Origin of the sequence: Roseobacter sp. OBYS 0001 (assembly GCF_019654895.1) — a bacterium.
GTDB classification, from domain to species: Bacteria; Pseudomonadota; Alphaproteobacteria; order Rhodobacterales; family Rhodobacteraceae; genus Roseobacter; species Roseobacter litoralis.
This window is the reverse complement of record NZ_BPES01000018.1, coordinates 1-20776: the sequence shown is the minus strand read 5'-3', so window position 1 is coordinate 20776 and position 20776 is coordinate 1. Positions and strand designations below refer to the sequence as shown.

At 56.4% G+C, this 20776-nt stretch carries 18 protein-coding genes and 4 pseudogenes; 8 read left to right on the top strand and 14 right to left on the bottom strand.

Features of this window, described 5'->3' with window-relative positions; genetic code table 11:
* Positions 1 to 46 precede the first annotated feature (46 nt).
* Both tnpB (K5Q35_RS21190) and K5Q35_RS21185 read right to left on the bottom strand, forming a co-directional pair.
* The gene (gene tnpB, locus K5Q35_RS21190; RefSeq protein WP_220801257.1) at positions 47 to 367 is read right to left on the bottom strand and encodes an IS66 family insertion sequence element accessory protein TnpB; all 321 of its coding nucleotides are present in this window, start codon (positions 365 to 367) and stop codon (positions 47 to 49) included.
* 29 nt (positions 368 to 396) lie between these two features.
* Positions 397 to 783, bottom strand: a complete 387-nt coding sequence (locus tag K5Q35_RS21185) for a transposase (RefSeq protein WP_220801256.1) — start codon at positions 781 to 783, stop codon at positions 397 to 399.
* Positions 784 to 1068: 285 nt separating this feature from the next.
* On the opposite strand from K5Q35_RS21185, the pseudogene K5Q35_RS21180 reads away from it, so the two are divergent.
* Both K5Q35_RS21180 and K5Q35_RS21175 read left to right on the top strand, forming a co-directional pair.
* Positions 1069 to 1843: pseudogene (locus K5Q35_RS21180) on the top strand (IS5 family transposase).
* Positions 1844 to 2078: 235 nt separating this feature from the next.
* A complete protein-coding gene (locus tag K5Q35_RS21175) occupies positions 2079 to 5708 on the top strand; it encodes a PA14 domain-containing protein (protein ID WP_220801255.1) in 3630 nt (1209 codons plus the stop codon).
* Positions 5709 to 5737: 29 nt separating this feature from the next.
* On the opposite strand, the pseudogene K5Q35_RS21170 reads toward K5Q35_RS21175, so the two are convergent.
* The 10 genes and pseudogenes from K5Q35_RS21170 to K5Q35_RS21125 all read right to left on the bottom strand — a co-directional run.
* Positions 5738 to 6136, bottom strand: a pseudogene (locus tag K5Q35_RS21170) (transposase); the annotation flags it as partial.
* Positions 6137 to 6151: 15 nt separating this feature from the next.
* Entirely contained in the window at positions 6152 to 6448 is a 297-nt protein-coding gene (locus tag K5Q35_RS21165; protein WP_013961423.1) for a hypothetical protein, read from the bottom strand.
* Positions 6448 to 8061: an IS66 family transposase gene (locus K5Q35_RS21160; RefSeq protein WP_220801254.1), complete on the bottom strand. Its 1614-nt coding sequence runs from the start codon at positions 8059 to 8061 to the stop codon at positions 6448 to 6450. Before K5Q35_RS21160 ends, K5Q35_RS21165 begins: the two co-directional genes overlap by 1 nt.
* Positions 8062 to 8122: 61 nt before the next feature.
* Positions 8123 to 8470 (bottom strand): IS66 family insertion sequence element accessory protein TnpB, encoded by a 348-nt coding sequence (tnpB, locus tag K5Q35_RS21155; protein ID WP_013961421.1) that lies wholly within the window; start codon positions 8468 to 8470, stop codon positions 8123 to 8125.
* Positions 8467 to 8835: a transposase gene (locus tag K5Q35_RS21150; protein ID WP_013961420.1), complete on the bottom strand. Its 369-nt coding sequence runs from the start codon at positions 8833 to 8835 to the stop codon at positions 8467 to 8469. Before K5Q35_RS21150 ends, tnpB (K5Q35_RS21155) begins: the two co-directional genes overlap by 4 nt.
* A 98-nt stretch (positions 8836 to 8933) precedes the next feature.
* Positions 8934 to 9584, bottom strand: a pseudogene (locus K5Q35_RS21145) (IS66 family transposase); the annotation flags it as partial.
* The gene (tnpB, locus tag K5Q35_RS21140; RefSeq protein ID WP_220801253.1) at positions 9556 to 9807 is read right to left on the bottom strand and encodes an IS66 family insertion sequence element accessory protein TnpB; all 252 of its coding nucleotides are present in this window, start codon (positions 9805 to 9807) and stop codon (positions 9556 to 9558) included. The pseudogene K5Q35_RS21145 and the gene tnpB (K5Q35_RS21140), both read right to left, overlap by 29 nt.
* On the bottom strand, positions 9804 to 10160 hold the full coding sequence (locus tag K5Q35_RS21135; RefSeq protein WP_259650628.1) for a transposase: 357 nt from the start codon (positions 10158 to 10160) through the stop codon (positions 9804 to 9806). Before K5Q35_RS21135 ends, tnpB (K5Q35_RS21140) begins: the two co-directional genes overlap by 4 nt.
* A gap of 75 nt (positions 10161 to 10235) precedes the next feature.
* Positions 10236 to 10544 carry a transposase gene (locus K5Q35_RS21130; RefSeq protein WP_220801251.1) on the bottom strand — a complete coding sequence of 103 codons (309 nt, stop codon included), beginning with the start codon at positions 10542 to 10544 and terminating at the stop codon, positions 10236 to 10238.
* A 155-nt stretch (positions 10545 to 10699) separates the two neighbouring features.
* Positions 10700 to 11716, bottom strand: coding sequence for a glycosyltransferase family A protein (locus tag K5Q35_RS21125; protein WP_220801250.1), 1017 nt, complete (start codon positions 11714 to 11716; stop codon positions 10700 to 10702).
* A 156-nt stretch (positions 11717 to 11872) separates the two neighbouring features.
* Between K5Q35_RS21125 and K5Q35_RS21120 the strand changes: the two genes are divergently transcribed.
* The 4 genes from K5Q35_RS21120 (at position 11873) to K5Q35_RS21105 (ending at position 15969) form a co-directional block, all read left to right on the top strand.
* Positions 11873 to 12265: a glycosyltransferase gene (locus K5Q35_RS21120; RefSeq protein ID WP_220801249.1), complete on the top strand. Its 393-nt coding sequence runs from the start codon at positions 11873 to 11875 to the stop codon at positions 12263 to 12265.
* A 406-nt stretch (positions 12266 to 12671) separates the two neighbouring features.
* Entirely contained in the window at positions 12672 to 13505 is an 834-nt protein-coding gene (locus K5Q35_RS21115; RefSeq protein WP_220801248.1) for a glycosyltransferase, read from the top strand.
* A gap of 143 nt (positions 13506 to 13648) precedes the next feature.
* Positions 13649 to 14950 (top strand): glycosyltransferase family 4 protein, encoded by a 1302-nt coding sequence (locus K5Q35_RS21110; protein WP_220801247.1) that lies wholly within the window; start codon positions 13649 to 13651, stop codon positions 14948 to 14950.
* Complete coding sequence (locus tag K5Q35_RS21105) at positions 14947 to 15969, top strand: glycosyltransferase (RefSeq protein WP_220801246.1); 1023 nt, start codon at positions 14947 to 14949, stop codon at positions 15967 to 15969. The genes K5Q35_RS21110 and K5Q35_RS21105 overlap by 4 nt, the downstream gene beginning before the upstream one ends.
* A 131-nt stretch (positions 15970 to 16100) precedes the next feature.
* Here the strand turns inward: K5Q35_RS21105 and K5Q35_RS21100 are convergent, their stop codons facing one another.
* Positions 16101 to 17108, bottom strand: a complete 1008-nt coding sequence (locus tag K5Q35_RS21100) for a replication initiator protein A (RefSeq protein ID WP_220801245.1) — start codon at positions 17106 to 17108, stop codon at positions 16101 to 16103.
* 481 nt (positions 17109 to 17589) lie between these two features.
* Between K5Q35_RS21100 and K5Q35_RS21095 the strand changes: the two genes are divergently transcribed.
* Positions 17590 to 18981 carry an AAA family ATPase gene (locus tag K5Q35_RS21095; protein WP_220801244.1) on the top strand — a complete coding sequence of 464 codons (1392 nt, stop codon included), beginning with the start codon at positions 17590 to 17592 and terminating at the stop codon, positions 18979 to 18981.
* A 126-nt stretch (positions 18982 to 19107) separates the two neighbouring features.
* Complete coding sequence (locus K5Q35_RS21090) at positions 19108 to 20088, top strand: ParB N-terminal domain-containing protein (RefSeq protein WP_220801243.1); 981 nt, start codon at positions 19108 to 19110, stop codon at positions 20086 to 20088.
* Between the two features lie 432 nt (positions 20089 to 20520).
* Here K5Q35_RS21090 and K5Q35_RS21085 read toward each other — a convergent pair.
* Positions 20521 to 20736: pseudogene (locus tag K5Q35_RS21085) on the bottom strand (hypothetical protein); the annotation flags it as partial.
* Positions 20737 to 20776 lie beyond the last annotated feature (40 nt).

The window sequence follows — 20776 nt, the reverse complement described above, 5'->3', positions numbered from 1 at the left end:
CCTATCAAAAAAGGGCGATAACCGCCCGTCCAAAACACCCCCCGAGTCACTCGGCCGCAGCCGGAGACGGCACGTCCAGAGACGTCACACGTCGCCAGTCCAAACCGGCAAACAGCGCCTCGAATTGCGCAGGGTCGAGGCGCAAAACTCCGTCCTTGATGGTGGGCCATTTGAACTGGTTCTGCTCAAGCCGCTTGTAGGCCATCACCAGCCCAGTCCCATCCCACCAGATCATCTTGAGGCGGTCAGCCCGCTTGGCACGGAATACGTAAACGGCGATATCGAAGGGCTTCATCTTCAAGTGGCTCTGCACGAGCGCAGCCAAACCATCATGACCTTTGCGGAAGTCCACTGGCTTCGTCGCCACAAAGATCTTCACCCCATGGGATGGATGGATCACAGCACCGCCACCAGCTCAGCTATACGCTGTGCGGGTGTCGCCGAGGACAAGCGGACAGTCACATCGCCTTTGATCAGATCAATCGTCTCCAATGCGGATGGCGCTTCAGCGGACATCGGCCGCGATACCTCCGGTTCCGCAACGACCAAAGGCGCAAACACAACCTCATCCAGGTTCGGCAAAACCAACTTGCCCTCACGGGCCTGCCTACGCCACTCCGACAAATGGTTCGGACGCAAGCCATAACGCCTTGCAACCCCATTGACCGTCGCGCCATCAACCAATGTCTCAGCCACGATCCGCGCCTTCAGATCGCGCGGCCAACGCGGACACCTACGACGATCCTCATCGCCATCCGTGAGAAACTCATCGGATATCTCCATGGAGAAACTCCCTCGCAAAAATACAAGGGCTGGAATCGCAGATCAAAAACTCAAGGGGAAGGTCGGGTCAAAACACCGCTTACACAAAACCCTAGAAGCGTTCCAGTTGTTTTGCTGAAATACATACAAAAACGTTCGCCTGTAGCGTTATGTCAAGCTGGAATTGCAAAGTTACCAGAGGTAAGTCTTTATCTTGGAGAGGCGCGCAACTAGGCAGCACACTCATTAATTTTTGTTTAGAGGCAAAGGTTTGTGATTCATTTCGTCCAAACAACGGGTGGGAGGATGCAAGTGGCGCGATCAGACATGAGCGATCTGGAATGGGAATTCATCAAAGCTGTTTTGCCGAACAAAACGCGCGGCAAGAAGCGGGTAGATGACCGCCGCGTGGTCAACGGCATTTTCTACGTCCTGCGCACCGGCATCCCTTGGGCCGATCTGCCCAGCGAATACGGCCCACCGACAACGGTCTACAACCGCTTCAACAGGTGGAGCTATGCGGGCCACTGGGACCGGATCATGGACGCCATCGCCGACGCGCATAACGTGGACACAGTGATGGTCGGAGGGACCAGCGTACGCGCGCATCATTCCGCCACGACTCTCAAAAAAAGACCCGCGCCGCTGTTTAGGTTGCTCACGGGGCGGATTAGGCACGAAAATACATGCACTTACCAACCAGGATGGGCTGCCGATCCGATATGAATTGACACCCGGCCAAGCCCATGACGCACCGCCGTGCAAGACGTTACTGGATAATTTGCAACCTGGCCAACATGTGCTCGCGGACAAAGCATACGACGCAGACTGGATCAGAGACTTGATCTGGGAACAGGGCGCTATCGACGTGATCCCTCCCAAGGCCAACCGCAAACTGCCCGCCGAATTTGATGCTGAAATCTACCGGGAACGCAACAAAATCGAGCGTTTCTTTGGCAGGCTGAAAGCCTCGTTCCGCCGCATCGCAACCCGATACGAGAAGACGTCACGCAATTTCCTATCGATGATCAAACTGGCATCGGTCAGGCTGTGGATCGAGTTTTATGAGTCCGCTGCCTAATCTGGCCGTTCTTCGATCCCGGTAGGGTAAATTTTAGATATTTTTGTCGTGTTTTTAGGGCATCTGTCATATCTCTAGCATTTGAATGCCTTAGGCTCCAGCGCCTTGAAAATGGCGCGATTATGTCAACGCGGCAACACGAACTTACCAAGGAAAAGACGCTGTGCGGTATCAGTTTTACCACAATCCCAACCGATCCAAGCTCCTATCATTCTTTTCCAGGAGCATTTTCGTCATGGTTGCAGTATCAGCTCTTTCCTCCAAAGGCCTTTTCGGTGAGGTATTTTTCTCTGACACGGAACTGCGGTCCATGGACGACGCCCTTGCGTTGATGGAGAACGAGGCGGACGGAGAGTTTGTCTCTACACGTGTGGAGTACGGCAAAGGGACCGGTTGGGGTTACAACCCCCTGTCCCAAATGCTGGGCCATGACACGGAAAGCCTTTCGGCTGACGCAGATGCATCACAGAACTTCGATCAGGCGGCAATTCGCCTGACCGGGCAGATCTGGCTTGAGGAGGGGGTGCATACCTTTTACAGCCGTACTGACGACGGGTTCCGGTTGCAGATCGACGGGCAGGACACTGCGGCCTTTGAAGGGCGCAGGGGTGCAGCCGAGACCGAAGGCGTCTTTGAGACAACGACGGCAGGCTGGCATGATATACGCGTGGATTATTTCGACTGGAAGGGCGGTAGTACGCTCGAAATTGAGCACTCTGTGGACGGGGGACCCCGGCAGGTTCTCGACGAAGGTCGATTGATGCACGAGGACCCCAATGGGGCTATCACCAACGATAGTCTGCCCAAAGGCCTTTATGGCGAGGTATTTTTCTCGGACACGGAATTGATGTCCATGAGCGACGCCCTTGCGTTGATGGAGGACGAAGCGGACGGGGATTTTATCTCTACACGTGTGGAATACGGCAAAGGAACCGGTTGGGGCTACAACCCCCTGTCCCAAATGCTGGGCCATGACGCGGAAAGCCTTTCGGCGGATGCCGATGCAACACAGAACTTCGATCAGGCGGCAATTCGCCTGACCGGGCAGATCTGGCTCGAGGAAGGCGTGCATACCTTCTACAACCTCACCGACGATGGGTTCCGATTGCAGATCGATGGGCAGGATACTGCGGCTTACGAAGGGCGCAGGGGAGCAGCCGAGACCGAGGGCGTCATTGAGGTACAGACGGCCGGCTGGCACGACATTCGCGTGGATTATTTCGACTGGAGGGGTGGCAGCACGCTCGAAATCGAGCATTCTGTCAATGGCGGCCCCCGCGAAATTCTTGATGAAGGCAGATTGATGCATCCGGAGAATGCACCCAATACGCCTATAACCGAAGCTGTGGTGGCCAGCGACGACAGTTTCGTCAAAACCAGTGGTACGACCCTCGTTCTCGATACAAAAGATCTGCTGGAAAATGACGCTGGCGCAGATGGTGGACCCCTTACCGTCGCGGCTGTGCAGGCCTTTGACGGGGCAACGGTCTTTATGGAAGGTGGTAAGATATACTTTACCGCAGCGCAGGGAGCGGAAGGAACCGCAGGTTTCGAATATACCCTTACCGATGGTGTCTCATCAGACACGGCTGCGGTGTCTGTAGACATAACGCCAGCCGAGGAAGACCAGAGCTATGCGCAAGCCCTCGTGGACCAGGCGGCGGCAAACGCAGGCGTTGGCCTAGCGGATCCGTCCTTAGCGGTTGGACTGAGTGGTTTCAGTTATTGGAAATCGCCAGCGTTTCTCGACCTGATGAAACAAGCCACATTCCCATCAATCCGAGATGCTGACGGCGAGAATGTCAAAGTTGAGGCATTGGTAGAGCAGGGTTATGTGGATGCTAACGGTTATCCGGTGCGGATGTATGAAGGAAACGACGCGCTGCCCGGCTGGCAGCAAGGATATGATATGATCGTTTCAATCCACCATCAAAATGACTTCATACGTGAAGAGACCTCCGGGGATTTCGTGGTCGAGTGGAAAGGCGAAGGTGAAATTTCCCTTGTAGGATTCGAAGTGTCCTCTCAGGAAGTCATATCGGATGCCAACGGGAATATCCTCGGCGGTCGCATGACCGGTACATGGGGTTATGAAGACGACCTGAAAATCGTAAAAATCTTGGATACTGACCCGGGAGGTCTCGGGAACAACATCCGCGATATCTCGGTTGTGAAAGCTGAGTACAAGGACATGCATGACGTCGGTGCGATCTTTGACCCGCGGTATCTTGAGTTAATTGAGGATCACCATACCCTTCGCTTTTTGAGCTGGATGCAAACGAACGGCTCAGATGTGAAAACGCTAGAGGATGTAGCCTCTGTCGACAGCGCGACCTGGGCTGGAAGCGTCAATGCAACAAGCTCACCTGAGATTGCAGAAGAAGGGGCCCTCGCGCTGGGATCACAAATTCCTTTTGAGGTCATGGTCCAGCTTGCCAATGAAACAGGCGCTGATCCCTGGTTCAATATTCCCCTCAAGGCAGATGATGACTACGTCCGAGCGCTTGCCGCTTATGTAGACGAGCATCTGGACGATGGGTTGGTCGCGAAATTCGAGCTTTCCAACGAGGTCTGGAACTGGGCGTACGGTTTCGAGCAGGTACGGGAAGCCTCGCTTTTGGGCTCAGATGGGGAAGATGCCGGAAACCTGCGCGATGCCAGAGAATACTACGGGTATCGCTCAGCAGAGATCCGCAACATTCTCAATACCGAAATGGGGCGGGTAGATGCAGAATTGGTGCTGGGCACCCAGACCGTCTACTTTGAAGTTGCGAAGATGGTGGAAGCTGGTGTTGACCGTTACTTCTCTGAGCATGATCAGGACGGTCAAATGTCGGATGTCTTCGATACGCTCGCGGTCACTGGCTACTTCGAAGGGATCAATAATTCGAGACTGGATGATTTGCGGCAACATTGGTATGACGAATCCGAGGCCCTCTTCGAAAGCGGTGCTACGGAGACAAAACATCAGTTCTTTGTCGAACGTGCAGCGGACTATCTGAAAAATGGGCTTGATTCGTTGTCCGAGGAGGAACTCGAGCTTGTAGTGCGTGAAGCCAACGGTTCGTTCCGCAACAGTATAACCGACCCCCTTCAAGGGTATCTGCGTGGTAACTTTGCCGAAAACAAACGTATGGCTGACGATTGGGGGCTAGAGCTTATCCAGTATGAATCAGACAGTCATATTGCACCGAAAAACTACAACGCCGATGCAGAATCTGAATGGTTCCAAGCGCTTAACCTCAGTGAAGAGATGGGGGAAATTCTCAAAATCACCGCCCAGATCTTCCGGGAGGAAGGCGGTACACTTGTCAATGACTTTGCTCACCTGGGTGAGACGCCGTTTGGTCTTTGGGATACCCGATCACATTTAGAAGACGAGAACCCGATCTCACAGTCCTATGACGACTACAATACCTCAGCCGCCGAACAGTTTGGCAGCATCAACGAAGGTCGCGACGAGACGGCATTCTTGCAAGGTGTCACGACAAACGGAACAGCCGGAGCAAATATTCTGGTCGGCACTGCTCAGCGCGATTACCTGCTTGGAGGTGATGGCGCGGACCTTTTGGTCGGTGGCGCATCAACGGACGGTCTCAATGGCGGGGCCGGCGTGGATATCGCCCTATTCGACGGACATAGCGATGAATTCACCTTCCGTTTTGATGAAAATTCAGTCCTGTACGTTACCGGAGAAGACGCTGAAGATCGGTTGGCAAATATCGAAATCCTAGCTTTTGCCGGTAGCCGTGATTTCCTAAGCGTAAGCTCGCTTTCTGGAACCGATGGAGCCATATCTGCCGAACAACTTATTGCCGATTTCAACTCGGAAAACCCAATTGGGGAAGATCTGTTCAATTGGTAATGCCTCAGCGCCATAATCTGGGCAGTTCAGGTGTCTGATCCGGCGAAGAGCCAATTGCGGCGACCAACGCCAATAGGGCGCATTCCGCGCTCGGCTGTGTTATTGTCGATGGCCACGCGCCCATCTTCCAGGAACAAGGTGAAGGACAGCCAGCGGGAGAGGCCATAGCGGAAGGCTTTGGCCAAATCGCTCTTGCCAGGGATGCGCGTCAGTTGGGCCTCGGCCCAGGCGTAGAACGCATCCACCTTTGGTTTGGTCTGCTGTTGCCGGGCAGCATGGCGCTCATCGGCAGACATACCTTTCATCTCCCGCTCGACATCATAGAACTTACCAATTCGGTCGAGTGCCCCCTTGGCGATCTCGGATTTGGTTCCTGTCCAAATGTCATGGAAGTCGCGGCGTAAATGTGCCCAACAGGCAGCTTCGCGGTAACCGCTCCATTGTTACCGCGGTGATTTAGCCTTGATGCGGGCGACAAGTTCGGCGTCATCTACGAAGTCATCAAGGAATTCATGCCAGGTTTTGGTGATTGCGCGGGCGTCGCCGATCATGTCCTTCAGCTCCGTGATGCCGTCGTCGGTCAGTGCGGAGACGGTTTCGTCAGCGCCGGCATATACGCTGACGATGTTGCCATATGTGAGGTTGTCGTCGTTGGAGATGATCGCTTCGAGAAGCTCGACGTCCTCGCTCAGCATTTTGGCGACATAGTCGATGGTGCAGACATGTGTCACCGCAGCCATCAGGCAGCCTCTGAATGGGTCGCGTTCAGCGGTGCCCAGTTCCACGGCAGCAACTCATCCAGCCGGTTGACCTTATGATCGTGAATGCGGTCGAGAATGTCAGCAAGATAGGCCTGCGGGTCGAGACCGTTGAGCTTGGCCGTTTCAATGACCGTCATGGCGCGTGCGAGAGTTTCTGCACCGGTATCCGCCCCTGCAAATAGCCAATTTTTTCTGCCGATTCCAATCGGGCGCAGGGCACGCTCGGCGGGATTGTTGTCGATGGCCACACGACCGTCAGTCAAGAACAGGCTGAACGCATCCTTGCGGCTCAACCCATACCTGAAGGCTTTGGCCAGATCACTTTTGCCGGGAATGCGCAGGAGTTGTTGTTCAGACCAGGCAAAGAAGGCCGTGACCTTTGGCTTGCTCAACTTTTGCCGCGCGGCATGACGGACGTCAGCGGGTTGACCGTTGATGTCACGCTCAATGTCGTAGAGCTTGCCGATCCGGTCGAGCGCCTCGCGGGCGATCTCGGATTTGGTCGATGCCCAAAAATCATGGAAGTCACGCCGCAGATGCGCCCAACAGGCCGCTTCGCGTAAACGCGGCACGCCACCCGGTTCAGGCACGTAGAGTTTGGCATATCCCTTATAGCCGTCGGCTTGCAGAATGCCGCGCGCGTCAGCCAGATGGCTAAGGACATGCTCTTCCTTCCAGTCTGGCGCAAACCGATAGACGGCACCGGGTGGTGAAGTCCCCGCCCAGGGGCGTTGGTCCCGCACATAGGCCCAGATCTGGCCTTGTCTGACCCCTTTTCCAAGACCCTTGTCGCGCTTTGACCGATCCAGCACCCGGATCGGCGTATCGTCCGCATGCAGCAGATCGCTGCCCATGATGTCGGCCTCGATCCGCACTATAAGCCGCGACAGGGTTTTCATTGCCCGCCCACACCAGCCAACAAGCGTGCTTTCTGGGATGTCGGCACCCATGCGGGCAAATATCTCGTGCTGACGATAGAGGGGAAGGTGATCATCAAATTTGGAGACCAAAATGTGGGCCAGCAGGTTTGGTCCCGCCATGCTGCCCGAGATCGGGCGGCTCGGTGCGGGCTCCTGCACCATCTTTTCGCAACGACGGCAGGATTTCTTGATGCGGGCGATCTGGATGACTTTCATCTGCGCCGCGATCATATCCAGCAACTCGCTGACATCCTCTCCCACCACGCGCAGATCACCACCACAGTCAGGACAGCACGTGCCAGGATCAAGCTCATGGCGCTCCCGCAGGGTCATATCCGAGACGCGCGGGCGGCGGCGCAAAACGGGCGCATCGGCAGCCTCTTGCGAGGGTTCGTCCAACCCTTCATCGATGGGCGCATCATCGGTTTCGGCCACGGCAACCAGCAAGTCTTCGAGCGCCAGTTCAAGTTGCTCGATCTCGCGTTCAATCTTTTCCGAGGACTTGCCGAAAGCCAGCTTCTGGAGTTTAGCGATCCGTAAACGAAGCGCCTGGACCAGCTGATCATGGACCCGCAGCGTCGCCGAGATTTTGGCGTTTTCAGCCTGTAGTTCTGCGATCATCGCCCTCAATACAGCAGGATCATCGGAGAGGTTTTCAGCGGGTTTCGACATGCGTCTGATTACCAAAAAGCAGGCTGAGGCACCATATAAATAACGCCCATACAGACGTAAATCACCCTACACGCGCGGGCGGAGCGCCCCAATCCGGACGTCGCCAGTCGATCCCTTCCCAGAGCATCGCAAGCTGCGCAGAGGTCAACCGCGCAGAACCATCTTTGGCGCTTGGCCATGGAAATCGGCCGCGCTCTAGAACCTTGTAGTACAGGCAAAACCCTTGGCCATCCCAATACAGCAACTTCAGCCGATCACCTCGCCGCCCCCGGAAAGCGAACACCGCACCACCCGCCGGTTTCTGACGCAGCACATCCTGGGTCAAAGCCGAAAGGCCCGCGATGCCTTTCCTCATATCCGTGACGCCACAAGCCAGATAGACCCGAACCCCAGTTCCCGGACCAATCACGCCGCGTCTACCGCGCGGATCAGTCGTGTCAGCGCGGCGGCGTCCACGGCAGTGTCAAATCGCAAACAACGTCCATTGCTCAAGCGAAGCTCCACAGCAGATGGCGGCGTGGGCTCAGGCGGTGGTGTCACAGCCTCTGCAATATGGAAGTCAATTGGCAGAAAAACTGCACCCTCGCCGGTGGGCCACAGCCCCTTCTTCTTAAGCTCATGTCGCCATCTGTAAATCTGCTGGCGCGTCACATCGTGCCTATGCGCAACATGCGTGACAGTCGCCCCGTCAATTCCGACGGATGAAACAATCGCCAACTTGTCATCGTCATTCCAGCGACGCCGACGCTCAACACCTAAAACCTCACCGCGCATGACACCCTCCACATAAGACACGTCACTAACGACGTCGTTATGCACGTGTCTTAACGCAACAAGCCAAAATCAGGCAGGCGGTACCAATCGCGCGGTTACGCTTCGCGGAACTGGGCGCTACCATCGGCGCGTGTCTCGTAGAGAGCTTTGAAGCCGGTGTAAGCATCGGCCTGCAGAATACCGGCGCTGTGCCGCAAATGATTACGGGGGTGTTCGCCCTTTCGATCTGGCGAGAAGTAATAGACTGCACCCGGCGGTGCTTGCCCGGCCCATGGCCGTTGATCACGCAAGTACGTCCAGATGCGTCCCTGTTTAACGCCTTTGCCCAAGCCTTTCGATTTAGCAGAACGATCCAGCACCCGGATCGGGGTATCATCAGCGTGCAGGATATCGCTCGCCATGACATCGGTTTCGATGCGCTCAATCAGCGGTGCCAATACCCGCATTGCCGCGCCGCACCAGTCAACTAAGGTGGTGTCCGGAATGTCCGCGCCCATGCGCTCAAAAATCTCGTGCTGGCGATAAAGCGGGACATGATCGTCGAACTTGGACGTGAGGATGTAAGCCAGGAGGCCGGGTCCGGCCATGGAGCGCGGGATCGGACGACTTGGTGCAGGCTCCTGCACAATCTTCTCACACCGGCGGCAGGATTTCTTGATCCGCGCGATCTCAATCACTTTCAACTGCGCTGCGATCATGTCGATCAACTCGCTGACATCCTCACCCAGGACGCGCAAATCGCCGCCGCAACCCTTTCTCCAGCACCTTGTAGTACAGGCAAAACCCCTGGCCATCCCAATACAAGAGCTTGATCCGGTCGCCCTTGCCACCCCGAAAGGCAAAAACTGCGCCGCTCGCAGGACGTTGCCGCAGAACATCCTGAGCCAAGGCCGACAAGCCAGCGATCCCCTTGCGCATATCTGTCGTTCCGCAGGCAAGATAAACACGGACTCCCGTGCCGGGGCCGATCATGCCGTCTCAACCAGCCGGATCAAGCATACGATCTCCGCCTCGGCCATACCGGATGGGCAGCGCAGTGTACGGCCATTTGCGAATACGATCTCAGCGCGCAAACCGTCGTCAGGTTTGGCCAAGGAAGCCGCCGACTGCTCTGGCGCATCCAGGGCCAGAAAAGAAATGCCTTCGGGCTCTGGCCAGAGGCCCTTGTCCTTCATTTGCCGTCGCCACTGATAGATATGCTGCCGGGTTACATCATGACGGTGAGCAACCTCCGTCACGGTCGCACCACAGATCCCTACCTCCTGCAATATCGACAACTTCAAGTCGTCCGGCCAAAACCGCCGACGCTCAATGCCAACAATCACCTCATGTCGCAAAATCTGCCCTCACCCCATACGACGTCATTATCCACGTCAGTAACGACGTCTTATAAGATCTGATCATCTCGCGCGGCAGGTGGTGCTAATCGGGCGGTTACCGTATTCCAAGTCGGCGTCTGAAGCTAAATCTTTGAACATGCGATGGAACGCGTCCGCGTTGACCCACCTGCGGAACCGCTTGAACACGCTGTTCCATTTGCCGAACTCAACCGGCAGCTCACGCCACTGCGCCCCGGTGCGGACGATCCACAGGACCGCTTCCACGAACAAGCGAGGATCACCACCTGTCTGTCCCGGATCGGCGGACTTCCCAAGACAATACGGTTCGATAATGGCCCATTGCGCATCACTCAAAATTCTTCGGGCCAAGGTTGCTCTCCTCTGTTTGCAACCTTGAATCAGAAGTCAGGTGATTTGAGAATCCTGAACGTCAACAGACCCTAATTTTCTTTGCTATATATTAAGCGCAAAATCGCAATGTCACATCAAGAGAACATGCATCGAATTTCGCCCATCGAGATGCCTCACCAAAAACCAACGCCAGTCCCTCTCATCATTCTGGCTTGGGCGAGTACGTACACAACAAGGTCAAAGAAAAAAGCAAGTATAATCTTTGATAACCCTGCAGGTCCAAAGCCGCGTGTTTTTAATCCATTTGAAGTTCGTTTAACGAGAAAGTGAACCGGCACCCACCCGTGCGGCCAAGCAGGAAGTTCCTGCCTGAGCACTTCAGACAGCCAGCTTTCACTCCTAGAGGCTTCTTTTAGGGCGTTTACACGCCGTTCTGGCTCTAGTTTGCGCAAGAAACTGAATACTGCTGCGTTGACTGCACTACCTATTATTATGCGAACTTGATGTCGCACAAGGCTTGAAATGGTGCGCTCAGCCTCGAAAATATGAAACACTGAAGCAAGCCCGTTTATGCGATCAAAGTCTTCTTCCTTGGTTAAGTTGTCGGTTAACAGCATCGCGCGAATGAACCCGTCTTCAACGGGTAGCCCTATCGGTAAATAGATCTGGCGGGCAGCTTGCTCGCGCATAATGTAGAGTTGACCGCATATACTCTTGTGCCAGTTCGCGTCTGCCGAGTCGCCTGATGCAATGAGCTTCTCCACAAATGTTAGCTCACTGGTCATAAAGCTAAGATCTTTGACCGGCCTACTGACAATACATGCAGCCTCTGGTTGTTTCTCGATCTGCTCGACTAATTGCGCTAACACGTCTGGTGTAGAGAATACGATATCCGCATCCAGAAATGCCAGGATATCGGTATCCCCTCGGCTAATTTCATGGACGAAGGTATTCCATGTACGGCTTTTGCCTGACGCTGTAAGTTCACATATTTTGACGTTGGAATGATTTTGCTTGTCAATTATAGCCCTCGCAACGTCTGCGGTGTCGTCAGTGCAGCCGTTTGCGAGCAAAAAAAGTTGGACGTCCATTTCACCCGAAGTTATGGCTGATTGTGACAAGAGGTTTTCAAGGAATTCCGCGATGCCTTTGGCTTCATTGTATGCAAAAACACCAACATCAAGTTTCATTGGCTACGCTCCTCCCGTCCAATAGATAAATTACGTTGCTTCCGTCTTCACGATAATCGAAAAGCATACTTTTTACCTTTTTGGTAAAGCTATAGCCAAGCCAAAAGGTAATTTCCAAGAATCTAATGACAGAAGTGAGTTAAAATACAAGGCGCTGTGACGTTTCATGGTCTGCTGACGCATACGGACGTACAAACGCTCCTGTCCCGCGCCAATCTGATAACCCTGCCCTCCATTCGGGAATTTGGCGGCGGCGTCGTGCCCGAAGCCATGGCCCGCAGTGTTGTACCGATTGCGGTAAATTACGCTGGTCCCGGAGAGCTCGTTACTGAGACCACATGGTATAAAGTTCCCATCGGCACCTACACCGAGATCGTGGCATCCCTACGGACTCCGTCTCAAGCGCTTGTCACCGATGCCCCCGTTTTGTCAAGTATGGGTGCAGCCGCTCACGCCATGCAGGCATTCACTTGGTCAGCCAAGGCCCGGCAGGTATCGCTGTTTTATAACTGGGTGTTGGAGCGGGGTCATGAATCTGCGTCAGGGTGATGGAGGAGTGCGCTGACATACGTGTTATGTCGAAACGCGCGCTTTACCAAAGGGATCATTTCGCGATCAATGCGCCGCAGAACACTCGCTAACCCCCTCTTTTTGACGATAGCGTCCCAAAAGCCGCAAGCCGAAACGCGTGGAGAGGCCATTAGACTTTGGTAACTTACAAAACCGCAGCACCTATACAGATGCAGGGCAATCAGGGTACACTTTGCACGCATTAAACCCCGGTACCGGTAATGAACGCACAGAGTCTTCCCCCGATCGCGCTTCTTGGCTGCGGCTACATTACCAATATGTACCGCCAGACCCTCGCGATGCATACCGACCCGCGACGGGTCAATATTCCATGACCGTAAACACTGTCGTTTCAACACGGTGGGGAGCGCCAGAGGTAGTCGATATGAATGTACCTGTGGCCATTATCATCCCAGCACACAACGAAGCGCATTATATTGAAGCCTGCCTGAATGCTCTCGTTGCGCAAGATGATACTGCTGGTGCGATGCGGGTCATTGTTGCGGCCAATGCCTGTACGGACGCAACTGTTTCTCTGGCCCGCGCGAAAGCTAACGAATTCGAAAAACGGGATAGCAGGCTAGAGGTGCTTGATCTGCCAAACCCCGGCAAAACGGCTGCTCTTAACGCTGCTGAAAAAGGGCTGGAGCCGGGACTCCGCATCTATCTGGATGCAGATATCATCTGTGATCCTGATTTGATTGGGCAGATCAGGTCGGCGTTGAGCCCCACAAAGGCGCTTTATGCGACAGGGTCTCAGGTCGTCTCAACCGCACGCACCTTTGTGACACGCGCTTATGCTGATCTTTGGCAGCAGTTGCCCTTTTTCAAGGACGGGACGACAGGTGCAGGCCTTTTTGCCCTGAACGCCGAAGGACGGCGCCGATGGCAGGCCTTTCCCGCGATCATCTCGGATGATACATTTGTAAGGCTCAATTTCGCACCCTCCGAGCGTATTGAGGTGCCTGCACGCTATCACTGGCCCATGATCGAAGGGTTCTCAAACCTAGCCAAGGTCCGCCGCCGTCAGGACGCCGGTGTCGCTGAAATCCGCAGCCTTTATCCTGAGCTGCTGGAGAATGACCACACGGAATGGCCTAGTCTGCGATACCTTCTGGCACTGGCTCTGCGCAAACCTCTGAGCTTCGCGGTTTATCTGGCGGTTCATATTGCAGTAAGGGTCCGGCGTCCCGCATCTGAATGGACCCGGGGACGGTAAGCATTTTCAAATGAGGCGCAGCTGGCCCTCGCCCCGCGGATGCCTTGACTTTGATCGGTCGCAACTGTCGCTTTACCTTCAACGTCCATATACCGTAGTAGGCGCACCTCGAGATTTGGGCCTATCGGACAAAAGGAAGCAAAATGATTGACCATCAAATGACAGGCCCGGTTGCCTATGTGACCGGCGAATACCCCAAGGTCTCGCATACGTTTATCCAGCGTGAGATCATGGCCCTGCGTCACCTGGGCCTGTCTGTCGAAACCTGTACCGTGCGGCGCGCACCTGCCGAAACAGTGGTAGGAAAGGCACAGAAAGCAGAAGAGGCGAATACGTTCGGCATTCTGGAAGCGGCGAAGTCTCCCATAACCCTGATCCACGCGCATGCAGCTATAATCCGCCAGAGCCCGCGTCGCTGGGGAGCGGCAATTGGTCTGGCATGGCGCACCCGCCCTGCCGGTCTGCGCTCCGGCCTATGGCAGCTCTTTTACTTCCTGGAAGCAGCTGTTCTCGCGCGCCATTTAAAGATGAAATCGGTACGTCATATTCACAACCATTTTGCAAACTCCAGCTGTTCCGTCACGATGCTGGCCTCTTGCATGAGCGGCATCCCGTTCAGTTTCACAATGCATGGCCCAGCGATTTTCTATGAACCCATGCATTGGCGCATCGACGAAAAAATGGCCCGCGCGCAGTTCGTCTCATGCATCAGCCATTTCTGCCGTGCCCAAGGGATGATGTTTGCAGATCAGGCGCATTGGTCAAAATTGAAAATCGTACATTGCGGTATTGATCCAAAAAAATATGGCCAGGCCCCACGCAGCGCCTTTGCCAAACGTGTGATCTTTGTAGGCCGTCTGGATGCGGTCAAGGGCGTGCCGCTGCTGCTGGATGCGGCAGCTGCCTTGCGCGCGCGTCATCCGGATGCGCGTATCACCATCGTGGGGGATGGGCCGCACCGGGAGCAGTTGGAAGCGCAGGTAGCACGGCTCGGGCTGGGCGAAATGGTCAAGTTTCTGGGGTATCGTTCGCAAGATGCTGTGGCGGATTTGCTGGCAGAGGCTGATATGTTAGTTTTGCCTAGCTTCGCCGAAGGGGTGCCCGTGGTCTTAATGGAGGCGATGGCCGCGCGCCTTCCGGTGATTGCCAGCCAGGTCGCGGGCGTGGGGGAGTTGGTCGAGGACGGTGTCTCAGGCCATGTGATTCCCGCAGGTGATACGCAGACACTCATTGCGCGGATGGATCGCCTGCTCTCGCATCCTGAGGTCTGCGCACAGATGGGAAAGGCTGGTCGCGCAAAGGTCGAGGCCGATTTCGACATCAACAAGGAGGCGACCTGGCTGAAAACGCTCCTCACCAGCGATGACCCAACACCTCAGCCTTTACGCCCTGCGGTCTCTACAGACGGGCCCGATGTGCCGCCCAGACTGGGTTCCTGCAGATGAATGCGCAACCCTGCACTGATGGATGCGGTCGCCCCGTGCGGTCTTCTACCACGGCTGATATCGCCGCTGTCATCATCGGGCGTAATGAAGGGGAACGCTTGGTGGCCTGTCTGGCTTCTTTGGACCAGAGGTTCGCGCGGGTCATTTACGTGGACAGTGGATCAATGGATGGTTCGATTGCTGCCGCCCGCCGCGCCGGGGCCGAGGTCGTCTCCTTGGATACCGACCGCCCCTTTACTGCGGCACGCGCGCGCAATTCGGGAATTGACGCGTTGAAATCAGGTGCGGTGCCAAGTTTCGTGCAATTCCTTGATGGCGACTGCATATTAGACCCGGATTGGGTCGATGCGGCATTGGCGTTTCTATCTCAAAACCCAATGGTAGCCGTGGTCTGTGGCCGTCGGCGCGAGCGCTTTCCTGAAAACTCCGTCTATAACCGGCTGTGCGACGCAGAATGGAACACGCCCGTGGGGGAGGCGCGCGCCTGTGGCGGGGACGCCCTGATGCGCTGGGACGCGCTGATGGCTGTGGGGGGATACAACCCTACCCTGATCGCCGGCGAAGAGCCCGAAATGTGTCTGCGGATGCGCAGGCTCGGGTGGAAAATCTGGCGGCTGGACACAGAGATGACCCTGCACGATGCAGCAATGCTGCGGTTCGGTCAGTTCTGGCAGCGCGCCCGGCGCGGCGGATATGCTTATGCCCAAGGTGCAGCGATGTACGGGCAGGCACCCGAACGCCACGACATTGCCGAGGTGCGACGGACCGTGCTGTGGGCCGTGGTGATCCCTTTAGTAACGGTACTGGGGTGGGTTGCCATCGGTCCCGTCGCCTTGTTGGCTCTGGTGCTTTACCCGCTTCAGGTCGTCCGGATTGCGCGCCGGAATGGCAGCACCCGCACCGCATGGGAACAAGCCATCCTGCTGACAGTCGGAAAATTTGCCGAAGCGCAAGGCGTCCTAGATTATCTATGGCGGCGGTGGCGGGCCCGGGATGCGGAACTGATCGAATACAAATGAGCGGACGCAAAGCAAAGCACGCCTGGCTCCAAACACGTATCGCGGCAACCCTACCCTGCTTCTCATTCCCGGGACAACGACGATACGTGTTATGTCTCAAGTTACGAGCCGGGCGCTTTAAAGCAACGCCCTCACCCCTCCCGTTTCTTGACCCAACCCAGAAACGCCTTGTCGGGGGATAACAGGCGTGGGGCGCCGCTGGTGGCCCACATGGTGCGCCAGTCGGCCTCCAGCGCGTAGATATCCGCGCCGGGGGCCAGACGGCGGGCTTCTTCCAGCGCCTCTGGCGACAGCTGCGGCGCGCGCTCGGGCAGATCCACCAGCGTCTGGGGGCGCACGGCGATGATATCGCCCGGGTCCTCAACCAGCGTATATTCCGGCAGCGGGTCGCGAGTGATGATCTCGCGCAGCATCGCGCGAAATACCCGTCGGGGAGAGGTCGAGCCGGATTTCTTCAGCAAGGTCTCCACCGACACGCGCCACACGGGCTGGCGACCGCAGTGTTTGCGCGCCAACTCATAAAGCCGCCGCTCCAGCGGTTTGCGTAAGGAAAAATAGTCGCGGCTGAGCGTCAGTACCGATTTGCTCAGCACCGCCCGATAAAGCCATTCCGACAGGGTCACGCTGACGCTCACCATGCGCCCTGCCCGCGTGCGCCGCACGATCTCCCAGCTCTCGATCAGACCAAAGCCGCTGGTCGTCTCCAGCGCGCCGGTGGTGATATTGGTGGTGATGCGCGTGCCTGCCAGGCGTTCAAAGGCATCGCGCAGTCGTTTGTAGCCATCGCCTGAGGTTTCGCGCCCCGTGGCCAGCAGCAGATCATGCGCCGTCAGCGTCAGATGCCGTGAGGTCTTTTTGCCCGCGTTGATCGCGGCCATCAGCTGGCTGATGCAAAAGATCAGAATATCCGCATCAAAGATCGTCGCCCGCCCCTTCACGCTGGGGGTGATGGTGATTTCAGCATCATTGTGGGTGTAGTTCAGAATGCGCCTGTCAGGCCGCGTCGAGAGCGAAAACAGCGGATGCTCCATCGCCGCCAGGTCGTGTTTGGGAACGGCTGCAAAAAAATCGCACACGAAAAAGTCACTCTGTCCGATGGGCTGACCCATCGCGCTGCCCGTCGGGTTTGCCCCGCTCATGCCTGCTCACTTTCCGACCGGGTTGATCCCGACCTTTTGGAATTTGCCTCAAGGAACTGCACGTTGGCAGGCCCATATTTGCCCCGATTGCCTTTCGGGGTTTCATTTACACGGACCCTAAAGCCTGTGGATAACTGCGTCCAGAAAAACCGGAAGAGCTTTGTGGTTTCAGAGTCACTCAAACGGGGGATCAGAGTCACCCTATCGGGGTTTCAGAGTCAGCACTCCTTTGGAAAGAGCTCAGAACATGTTGAATACACGCCTTTTTCCGACAGCACATATTCCTTGTAACTAATAATAACATATCATTAACTAAGACTGCTGAGGGTCGGACCGCCTTTCGAAGACCTGCGCGGATACGAATCGTCGCTATTTTGCTGAGAAAAACAGTGTGAAGTAACAACCCTCTTCTCATATACTCCCTTTTATGGCATCTTGGGGAAAACGCGTTACAAGCGTTTTCCCCAAGGAATCAGAGCAGATGACCGATAGCCCCCCCTATTTCAATATATCCCCCGACAAGGCACGTGCGGAACTCCCCCCACCCATGGACACAACCGCCCTGTTGGGCATCGCTCAGGCCTGCAACCAGGGGCGCAACGATCTGGCAGGCCGTGGTCTGGATGAAAGCGGGGCCCGGCATCTGCGCTCTTTTTCCACATGGGAGATCACCAAATACCTGATCCCTGTCGCGCCTGCGCATTTCCGCCGCGTGCTGCGTCAGAACCCCGACCTGCCGCAGGGTATTTCCGAGACCGAGGGCGGCGCCAAGTGGTTCACCCTCGACGAAGTGCTGCGCCTGCGGGCACATTTCGGGCAGGAAGGCTCCAAAGCCAAGGAATACCTGCCCTACCGTCCCAAGGGATTGCCTGCGAAAATCGTTGCTGTGGCCAACTTCAAGGGCGGGGTCGGCAAAACCTCCACCTGTGCGCATCTGGCGATGTCTGCGGCGCTGGATGGCTACAAGGTGCTGGTGGTCGATCTGGACAGCCAGGGGTCCATGTCGTCGATTTTTGGCGCGCAGGTTGACGACGAATGGCAGACCGTTTTTCCCCTGCTTGCGAAACATTACGCCACCCATCTGCGGGCAGAAAACCAGCGCCGACTGGATCGCGGTGAGACCCCCCTGCCCTTTGATGACATCCTATCTGAGGCGCTCAAGATCACGCCCCGCGATATCATCCAAAAAACGCACTGGCCCAATATTGATCTGATCGGCGCGCAGCTGAACCTCTATTGGTCCGAGTTTCAGATCCCCGTCTGGCGCATGGCCGCCCGGTCGTGGAAGCTGTGGGACGCTTTGGGCGATGCGCTGGCCGAAAGCGCGGTGCTGGAGGAGTATGATCTCATTTTCCTCGATACCCCCCCTGCCCTCGGCTATCTCACCATCAACGGGTTGTCGGCAGCCGATATCCTGCTGGTGCCTGTCGGGGCCTCTTTCGTGGAATTTGACAGCACGGGGCGGTTTTTCGACATGCTGCATGCGACGTTTTCATCGATTGAGGAGGGCGAGAATATGGCCGCCCGTGCCTTGGGCCGCGAGGAACTCGCCTTTGAATGGGACGCGGTGCAAACCGTGATCACCCGCTTTGATGCCTCTCAGCAAAGCGAAATGGCCAGCCTGATGCAAAGCTACATGGGGCGCACGCTCTCGCCCTTCCGGCAGGATTTCACAGCGCTGATCGGGCAGGCCGGTGAAAGCGTCAATGGCATCTATGAGGCGGATTATCGCGACTTCAACCGCGATACCTATGCCCGGGGCAGGGCGACCTTTGACGAAACCTATGCTGCTTTCAAGCGGCTGTTATACGGGGTCTGGCGGCGAGATGAGTTGGCGCATGGGGCAGGGGCCTCAGAGACGGCAGCGGAATGAATTTTCGCATGCGAAAGTGCCCAATGTCCCATGTTAGAGCCTATATCAGTCTCTGCGCGCGCCAGGTAAACCCGGTGGTAAGCCGTCTTGCCTTATCCTGCTTGCCGTTTTGCGAAAGGAAACCTCATGGCCAAGCGTAAACGTCTCAGCCCCGCCACGCTGACAGATGCCCCTCTCGAGACCAAGGCGGCCCTTGGCTGGGTTGGCTATAGCGCACGCCGCCCACCCATTGCGGATGTCACAGGGGATGCCGCCGAACATTCCGCCTTTGAGGAGGTTGCAGGCGAATTGCAGCGGGCACGCGCCGAGGGGCGTATGGTTTTGTCGCTGCCGCTTGAGGCCATCGACGCCACCCATCTGGTGCGTGACCGGGTGGCGCTGGCACCGGACGAGATGGCGGTGCTGCAAGACAGCCTGCGCGCGCGCGGCCAGCAAATACCGATCGAGGTGCTGGACCTGGGGCAGGGGCGCTATGGGCTGATTTCAGGCTGGCGGCGGCTCACGGCACTACAGGCCCTGTCGGAGGAGACCGGCGAGGACCGGTTCAAGACTATCCATGCTTTTCTGCGCCAGCCTCAGGATGTCGGGGCGGCCTATCTTGCAATGGTCGAGGAAAACGAGATCCGCGCTGATTTGAGCTTTTATGAACGCGCCCGCATCGCCGTGCAGGCGGCCCGCACCGGCGTCTTTCCAGACACACATTCAGCTGTACAGAGCCTGTTTTCCGCGGCTCGCGCCCCCAAACGGTCCAAGATCATGACCTTCACCCATCTGGTAGAGCATCTTGATGCGGATCTGCGGTTCCCGGCGGCCATTCCGGAGAAAGTCGGCCTGGCGCTGGTTTCAGCCCTGCAGGGGGGCGGTCGTTTTCGGGCTCACCTGATAAAAGCGTTGCGCGGTGCCGCGCCACAGGACGCCGCAGCCGAGCGCAAGGTGCTGGATGCGGCCTTGAAGGCGGGCAGGGTAGCTCCGTCAAAACATGTTGAGGAAGTCCTGCCCGGTGTGACGCTTGAGGCGGGCAGGGGGCGGGTCGTGCTGGCAGGCGCCAATGTGACGCCAGCGCTTTTGGCCGACCTGCGGCACTGGTTGACCCAAAGGCAGTGCTGAACAGTTTCGCATGCGAAACTGATGCGTCAGGCGGCCCGAAGTTGTGCTTGTGGTTGTGGCGCAAATAGGAACTGCATATCCGTGACGAAACGTGCATTCCGGATAAAGCTGATGGGGTCGTCTAATCGCATAGTGTTTCGCAAGCACTTTTTTCCATAAACCAGCGTTCGCGGTACCTTTTCAGGCTCCAACGTGTATGGCAAAGCTGGTTTTGCGCTGTGATCCTGAGGTTTGAGTATTCGTATACCGGGTGCAGGGTCGTCTTTGCGGTCGATATGTAGCCGCCGCATGACGGGTTTTGCAGGCATAGCTTCCAATGTGGATGACGCACTCAACAGTGAATGCCAGTGCAGCCCATCAAACGGAATGGCTCAACCCACGTCCCGGCGGGGACGTCTCGTCGCGCTCAGGCTGTCGAGCGCAATTGGGTCTTTAGAGGCCTTTTGGTTGAGCAATCGGGTTGAACACTGATCCAGTTTTCAACATCGCGTGCATTGTGACCGCCAATTTGCGCGCCAATGCAACTGCTGCACGTTTCGTGCCAACACGTTCTTTGAGCTTGAGTGCACATGTTTGCAGGTCACTTTGCGCCTTTGATCGGGTCAGGATGACGAGCGCGGCCTCGTAAAGAAGTGAACCGCGCCGGGTTTGCTGGAGGCTCCAACTCATGAGTAGGATGGAGCATCAT